This is a genomic window from Treponema endosymbiont of Eucomonympha sp. (assembly GCF_001028545.1).
Map to the genome: position 1 here is coordinate 1 of NZ_BBPW01000047.1, position 5,701 is coordinate 5,701.

The window sequence follows — 5,701 nt, forward strand, 5'->3', positions numbered from 1 at the left end:
TGGGTGGAAACTCCAGCGAAGCCCGCTCGGTAGCCGCGGCAGACGCTTACCCGTATTACGGCATTTAGGCTGTCGCCCTTCGGTCAGCCCGCTCGGTAGCCCCGCTGGTGGAAACTCCAGCGAAGCCTTCACGATAGCCGCCTACCCGTACTACTGCTTTATATCGCCTGTCGGTTGGATTGCTCGGCAGGCAACTGGACGGCACCCGTCGCCCTTCGGCATATTGCTCGGTAGCCCCGCTGGTGGAAACTCCAGCAAAGCCCGCTAGGTAACCACAGTAGCCGCGTATCCGTATTACGGCTTTATGATGCCGACCGATACTGCTGCGTGCAGGTGTCGGCTTGCCGCTCTATAAGGCGGCACCTTACAGGGCGGGCATGAGATGCCTGCTAGGTAGTGTGGACTGAAAAGGAGGAGAGAGGTAAAACGGGAGGCATGAATGAAATATTCCACAGTAAGCTACGGAATATTTCATTAAAATCGTCTTCGACGCCCTCAAACACTGGCGGGGCATCGCCACACGCTACGCAAAACTTACCGTTTTCTTCATCTTTGCTATTTATATCAGGTGTTTTTCCTTTACGCCCACCTTCCAGTCCACACTACCTAGGGCGGGCACGAGACACCTGCTAGGTAGTGTGGACTAAAAAGGAAAAAGAGGTAAAATGGGAGGTATGAAAAGAAATGAAGGCATTCACCGGCACGATATAAGCGACGAGGCGTGGGAACGGATAAAAGACCTGCTGCCCGGACAGGCAGGGAAGCACGGGAGAGTGGCGAAAGACAACCGTTTGTTTATCAACGCGGTAGCATGGCAGACGCGCACGGGCGCTCCGTGGAGAGACATGCCGCCAGAATTCGGGAACTGGAACAGCATACACAAGCGGTTTTGTCGCTGGCGGGACAAGGGAATATGGAAAACGCTGGCGGACGCCGCAATAGGCGAGTCTGCCGGGGATATCCGTATGATAGATTCGACGTATATCAAGGCACACGCGGACGCGTGCGGGGCGCGCGGCGGCACTCAGGACATTAGCCGCACAAAAGGGGGCTGAACAGCAAATTACACCTTGTGGTTGACGAGTACGGGATACCGGCAAGCGGCGTTGTGACAAGCGGTACTGTCGCGGATTGTAATCAGGCGCCTCTCCTTATGGAGGATTTGGAGGCGGAAGCGTTCCTTGCGGACAAAGCGTATGACACGAACGAACTGCTCGGCATGCTTAAGGAAGCGGATATAGCAGCCGTCGTCCCTCCGGTTAAAAGCCGGAAAGAGCACAGAGCGTACAATCATGAACTGTATCGGGCGCGGCACGTCATTGAAAACGCCTTCCGTGCCCTCAAGCGCCGGCGCGGAATCGCTACGCGCTACGCAAAGCTCACCGTTTCCTTCATCGCCGCCATTCATGTCAGGTGTTTGTTCCTCTACCTTCCAGTCCACACTACCTAGCCCTTGCGGGGGTCGGCTTACTGAACAGCACAGAGGTAAAGCCTCTGTGCCGTCTCGATGTCGAGTTTTTCAAGAAACTCGAACGTTCCCCGTAGGGGAACGCAGAACTCGGTCCTTCCCCGTGCGTTGCCCGTAGGGGAACGCCGTTGTCCTTTTGCACGCTTTCTGGTATCGTGAGTCATGCTAAAACGGCTCGCAGAACTTTCCCTTCGGTACGACGAACTGAACCGGCGGGCGCAGGACCCGAACCTTGCCAAAGACCCCAAGCAATACAAAGAGGTAATGCGCGAACACGCGCACCTGTCCGCGGCGGCGGACGCGTACCGCGAATACCGGAAGCTCCTGAAAGAGCTCGACGGCGCGCGCGAAGTGGCGAACGCCGAAACCGACCGCGACATGAGGGAAATGGCGCGGGAAGAACTCCGGGCGCTCGAAGAGCGGAAGGCGGATATGGAGGAGGGGCTTAAAACGCTGCTCACTCCGCCCGACCCGCTGGAAGAAAAGAACATAATCATGGAAATCCGCGGGGGCACGGGGGGCGACGAAGCGGCGCTGTTTGCCGCCGATTTGTTCCGCATGTACGCGCGCCTTGCCGAACTCAAGGGCTGGAAGTACGAGGTACTCGGCGCAAGCGAAACCGGGCTGGGCGGCTACAAGGAAATATCGTTCTCAGTGAGCGGCAAGTCCGTGTACGGCAGCCTCCGCTGGGAAGCGGGCGTGCACCGCGTGCAGCGCGTGCCGGAAACCGAGTCGCAGGGGCGCATTCACACGAGCGCCGTTACCGTCGCGGTGCTGCCAGAGGCGGAAGAGACCGAAATCGAAATCAAGCCGGAAGACCTGCGCGTAGACGTTATGCGGGCGGGCGGTCCCGGCGGGCAGTGCGTCAACACCACCGATTCGGCGGTGCGCCTGACGCACCTTCCCACGGGGCTGGTGGTTATTCAGCAGGACGAAAAGAGCCAGATAAAGAACAAGGCGAAGGCAATGCGGGTGCTCCGCGCGCGGCTGTTTGACTTGGAGGAATCGAAGAAGCAGGCGGAGCGCTCCGCCGCGCGGAAAAGCATGGTCGGCTCAGGCGACCGCTCGGAGCGGATTCGCACCTACAACTTTCCGCAGAACCGCGTTACCGACCACCGAATCAACCTGACGCTGTACAAGCTCGACCAATTTATGCAGGGCGCGCTCGGCGAGATGCTCGACGCGCTCAACGTGTCGGCAAAAGCGGAACAGTTGAAGGCGGGCTGATTCCCCGCGCGTTTCGCCTGCACCCTATAATATGCCGCCTTCCAGCGTCTTGAGCTTTCTGCCGCACGCGCGCTCGGTCAGATAAAACAGGCAGCGCCTCAGTTCCCCCGCCGCTTCCGCGCTCAAGGCGAGGCGGCGGGAATCTTTCGGCGGCAGCGCGGACACCGCGGACAGATACGCCCGGCTCTCGTCCGCAAGCGGGAAGCGCTCTTCTTCCCCGCCGTCCTCCCTGCCGCAAGTCCCGCACACAAAGCCGTTTTCCTGCGGGCAGTACCGCGCCCCGCCGGGCGGCATTTCTCCGCCGCAGCGGGCGCAGAGGTCGGGGTTCGGGCGGACGCCGAGCAGGTCGAGGTACCGCCACAAAAAGCGCAGCAGCGCCGTGCGCGATTCCGCCTCGCTTGCGGCGTCTATGCCGTCCAGAAAAGCGTTGACGAGCGTCCAGCACGCGCCGTATTCGCCCGAAGCGTTCGTGCATATCGCCAGTTCGCTTGCGAGCCACGCCGCCCATATCTTGTACAGGCTGTCCCTTATGCCGGTGCGGAACAGAGTCGCGTCAAAATCGCTTATCTTCGGGGAGTGCCGCTTGCTTGACCGCAGGCTGTCCGCCTGCGCGTTTTCGTACAGCCACAGCGTTCCGGTGTGCCACGGCGATACGAGCGCGCGGAGGTGGCTCTTTTGCCCGCCGAACAGCATCGCGTCGAACACGCCGCGCTCCGCCGAAAGAAACGTTACGGAGCGGTTGTCGCCCCACGCCGCGCGGCTTGCGAGCGCCAGCGCACTCAAAGATGAATGCCGCTGCACCGCGCCGCTCTAGCGAAAGCTCTGTTTAATGGCGGACGAGAGGCTCTCGTGTGGGCGGACGAGAGCCTCTCGTATGGGCGGACGAGAGGCTCTCGTGTGGGCGGACGAGAGGCTCTCGTATGGGCGGACGAGAGACACTGTTCTAGCCTAACGAGAACCTCCCGCGCTTTTTCTGACGGCACAGGAAACCGCGCGGGATATTGTTCGGCTTCGCATACGGCGTCTTTGCCAGAATCCGGTTCAGCTTGGCGTTCTTTCATGCCGCTTCCTCAAGCGTATTCTTGCCGCCCTACTCCCAGTCCCACGTGTCGCGCCTGCCCGGATAATAGCCCCACAGCCCGTTCTTCTTTGTCCCCTGCGTCGCGGTCGGTTTCGGCGTTCGCCACTTCGCGCGCGCCGTCGAGCTCTTTCAGGAGCTTCCGGTATTCGCGGTACGCGTCCGCCGCCGCGGACAGGTGCGCGTGTTCGCGCATTACCTCTTTGTATTGCTTGGGGTCTTTGGCAAGGTTCGGGTCCTGCGCCCGCCGGTTCAGTTCGTCGTACCGAAGGGAAAGTTCTGCGAGCCGTTTTAGCATGACTCACGATACCAGAAAGCGTGCAAAAGGACAACGGCGTTCCCCTACGGGCAACGCACGGGGAAGGACCGAGTTCTGCGTTCCCCTACGGGGAACGTTCGAGTTTCTTGAAAAACTCGACATCGAGACGGCACAGAGGCTTTACCTCTGTGCTGTTCAGTAAGCCGACCCCCGCAAGGGCTAGGTAGTGTGGACTGGAAGGTAGAGGAACAAACACCTGACATGAATGGCGGCGATGAAGGAAACGGTGAGCTTTGCGTAGCGCGTAGCGATTCCGCGCCGGCGCTTGAGGGCACGGAAGACGTTTTCAATGACGTGCCGCGCCCGATACAGTTCATGATTGTACGCTCTGTGCTCTTTCCGGCTTTTAACCGGAGGGACGACGGCTGCTATATCCGCTTCCTTAAGCATGCCGAGCAGTTCGTTCGTGTCATACGCTTTGTCCGCAAGGAACGCTTCCGCCTCCAAATCCTCCATAAGGAGAGGCGCCTGATTACAATCCGCGACAGTACCGCTTGTCACAACGCCGCTTGCCGGTATCCCGTACTCGTCAACCACAAGGTGTAATTTGCTGTTCAGCCCCCTTTTGTGCGGCTAATGTCCTGAGTGCCGCCGCGCGCCCCGCACGCGTCCGCGTGTGCCTTGATATACGTCGAATCTATCATACGGATATCCCCGGCAGACTCGCCTATTGCGGCGTCCGCCAGCGTTTTCCATATTCCCTTGTCCCGCCAGCGACAAAACCGCTTGTGTATGCTGTTCCAGTTCCCGAATTCTGGCGGCATGTCTCTCCACGGAGCGCCCGTGCGCGTCTGCCATGCTACCGCGTTGATAAACAAACGGTTGTCTTTCGCCACTCTCCCGTGCTTCCCTGCCTGTCCGGGCAGCAGGTCTTTTATCCGTTCCCACGCCTCGTCGCTTATATCGTGCCGGTGAATGCCTTCATTTCTTTTCATACCTCCCATTTTACCTCTTTTTCCTTTTTAGTCCACACTACCTAGCAGGTGTCTCGTGCCCGCCCTAGGTAGTGTGGACTGGAAGGTGGGCGTAAAGGAAAAACACCTGATATAAATAGCAAAGATGAAGAAAACGGTAAGTTTTGCGTAGCGTGTGGCGATGCCCCGCCAGTGTTTGAGGGCGTCGAAGACGATTTTAATGAAATATTCCGTAGCTTACTGTGGAATATTTCATTCATGCCTCCCGTTTTACCTCTCTCCTCCTTTTCAGTCCACACTACCTAGCAGGCATCTCATGCCCGCCCTGTAAGGTGCCGCCTTATAGAGCGGCAAGCCGACACCTGCACGCAGCAGTATCGGTCGGCATCATAAAGCCGTAATACGGATACGCGGCTACTGTGGTTACCTAGCGGGCTTTGCTGGAGTTTCCACCAGCGGGGCTACCGAGCAATATGCCGAAGGGCGACGGGTGCCGTCCAGTTGCCTGCCGAGCAATCCAACCGACAGGCGATATAAAGCAGTAGTACGGGTAGGCGGCTATCGTGAAGGCTTCGCTGGAGTTTCCACCAGCGGGGCTACCGAGCGGGCTGACCGAAGGGCGACAGCCTAAATGCCGTAATACGGGTAAGCGTCTGCCGCGGCTACCGAGCGGGCTTCGCTGGAGTTTCCACCCA

Annotated in this window: 7 protein-coding genes; 3 read left to right on the forward strand and 4 right to left on the reverse strand. The window is 59.1% G+C overall.

Annotation, left to right across the window (positions count from 1 at the left end; translation table 11 throughout):
* The 3 genes from AWU74_RS12615 to prfA form a co-directional block, all read left to right on the forward strand.
* Positions 1-268, forward strand: a 268-nt coding sequence (locus tag AWU74_RS12615) for a hypothetical protein (RefSeq protein ID WP_238580153.1), incomplete at its 5' end; no start/stop codon positions are given.
* Between the two features lie 406 nt (positions 269-674).
* Positions 675-1,450 (forward strand): IS5 family transposase gene (locus tag AWU74_RS10160; RefSeq protein WP_162504740.1). Its coding sequence is split into 2 segments (ribosomal slippage): positions 675-1,053 and positions 1,053-1,450, totalling 777 coding nucleotides; the frame shifts between segments, so codons are not numbered across the junction.
* A gap of 180 nt (positions 1,451-1,630) precedes the next feature.
* A complete protein-coding gene (prfA, locus tag AWU74_RS03430) occupies positions 1,631-2,695 on the forward strand; it encodes a peptide chain release factor 1 (RefSeq protein WP_062327614.1) in 1,065 nt (354 codons plus the stop codon).
* A gap of 24 nt (positions 2,696-2,719) precedes the next feature.
* Here prfA and recO read toward each other — a convergent pair whose 3' ends face one another.
* The 4 genes from recO to AWU74_RS12620 all read right to left on the reverse strand — a co-directional run.
* Complete coding sequence (recO, locus tag AWU74_RS03435; protein WP_062327617.1) at positions 2,720-3,478, reverse strand: DNA repair protein RecO; 759 nt, start codon at positions 3,476-3,478, stop codon at positions 2,720-2,722.
* A gap of 287 nt (positions 3,479-3,765) precedes the next feature.
* Positions 3,766-4,071 carry a PCRF domain-containing protein gene (locus tag AWU74_RS03440; protein ID WP_062327621.1) on the reverse strand — a complete coding sequence of 102 codons (306 nt, stop codon included), beginning with the start codon at positions 4,069-4,071 and terminating at the stop codon, positions 3,766-3,768.
* Positions 4,072-4,251: 180 nt separating this feature from the next.
* Positions 4,252-5,027, reverse strand: a protein-coding gene (locus AWU74_RS10165) for an IS5 family transposase (RefSeq protein WP_162504741.1) whose coding sequence is annotated in 2 segments (ribosomal slippage) — positions 4,252-4,649 and positions 4,649-5,027 — 777 coding nt in all. Because the reading frame shifts where the segments join, the coding sequence is not laid out codon by codon here.
* A gap of 406 nt (positions 5,028-5,433) precedes the next feature.
* The coding region (locus AWU74_RS12620) for a hypothetical protein (protein WP_238580153.1) at positions 5,434-5,701 on the reverse strand (268 nt) is incomplete at its 5' end.